This window comes from Halohasta sp. A2 (genome assembly GCF_056175805.1).
Map to the genome: position 1 here is coordinate 1 of NZ_JAQFWV010000357.1, position 246 is coordinate 246.

Consider the following 246-nt stretch of genomic DNA (forward strand, 5'->3'; position numbering starts at 1 on the left):
GAGGCTCTTGCATAACTCAGCGAAACACGTTCACTGCAAAGCAGTCAATAAGCCCGCTCAACGGTACTCTGGCGAGGTTTAGCGTCCGTACGAACCCGTAGGTTCGGACGGACTGTTCAAGTCCGGGCTTCGAGAGACCGCGGAACTTCTGCAGCCAGGGATTCACCAGTGACCAGAGGCATTCGACTTGGTTGACATGGACGCCCTCATCAGTGACAAACTCTTCGGAGTGTGGAACGACCTTCT

Annotated in this window: 1 pseudogene; it reads right to left on the reverse strand. The window is 54.9% G+C overall.

The features are described from left to right. Nucleotides 1-16: 16 nt before the first annotated feature. Nucleotides 17-246 (reverse strand): annotated as a pseudogene (locus tag O2S87_RS19415) (IS1595 family transposase); the annotation flags it as partial.